The organism is Curtobacterium sp. MCBA15_016, from assembly GCF_001865105.1.
Classification (GTDB): domain Bacteria; phylum Actinomycetota; class Actinomycetes; order Actinomycetales; family Microbacteriaceae; genus Curtobacterium.
The window spans coordinates 4,215-5,217 of sequence record NZ_MJGR01000065.1 but is presented as its reverse complement, the minus strand read 5'-3'; the positions used below and the strand labels follow the sequence as shown (position 1 = coordinate 5,217).

General features: G+C 71.4%; 1 protein-coding gene and 1 pseudogene. Both read right to left on the bottom strand.

Annotation, left to right across the window (positions count from 1 at the left end):
* Positions 1–474: pseudogene (locus BIV03_RS17600) on the bottom strand (glucose-6-phosphate isomerase); the annotation flags it as partial.
* 145 nt (positions 475–619) lie between these two features.
* Positions 620–1,003 (bottom strand): HAD-IC family P-type ATPase (locus BIV03_RS17595; RefSeq protein ID WP_139202071.1); only part of this gene is annotated, 384 nt, incomplete at its 5' end.

Below are 1,003 nucleotides of genomic sequence, written 5' to 3'. Positions count from 1 at the left end.
GATGCCGATGTTCACGACGGTCTCGATGCGCTTGCCGGTGACACCGGTCCAGGACCCGTCGCGGACCTTCGTGGCGAAGGCGTAGACCTTGTCGAGCGTGGCGTGCACGTCGGCGTCGACGTCCTGGCCGTCCACGACGAGCGCCGGCGAGGCACCCTTCGGGCGGCGGAGGGCGGTGTGCAGGACGGCGCGGTCCTCGGTGGCGTTGATGTGCTCACCGGCGAGCATCGCCTGGAAGCGCTCGGCGACGCCGGTGTCCTTCGCGACCTGCAGCAGGTCCTGGAGGACCTCGTCGGTGACGAGGCCCTTCGACAGGTCCACGGTCAGGTCGGCGGCCTGGAACGTGTAGCGCTCGGCACGACCGGGGTCGGTGTCGAACCACCCTCGCAGGTCCGGGGTGAAACCGTCGGCGATGCCGGCGAGCTTCTTCCAGCCGTCGGTCGATGTGGGGTCGACGGGAGCGGATTCGGTCACTTGGGTCCTCCTGGGATCACCTTCAAGACGTACAAGCCCGCGGGTCACCGCAGCGCTGCGTCGCGGACCGTCTTCGAGCGTAGCGCCGTCCGACGGGTGGCGCGCACCGCCGGACGGGAGGCACGGGGTGCGTTCGCTGCGCGCGTCACCCGGGCAGCGGGGTGAAGCGGCGCAGGCGCAGGCTGTTCGTCACGACGAACACCGACGAGAACGCCATCGCGGCACCGGCGAGCACCGGGTTGAGCAGCCCCGCCATCGCGAGCGGGATCGCCGCCACGTTGTACGCGAACGCCCAGAACAGGTTCCCCTTGATCGTGCGCAGGGTGGCCCGGGACAGCCGGATCGCCTCGGCCACGACCGTCAGGCGGCCGCTGACCACCGTGATGTCGCTCGCTGCGATCGCCGCGTCCGTGCCGGCCCCCATCGCGATGCCGAGGTCGGCAGCGGCGAGGGCTGCGGCGTCGTTCACGCCGTCGCCGACCATCGCCACGCTGCGCCCCTCGGCCTGCAGGCGACGGACGGTCTCGAG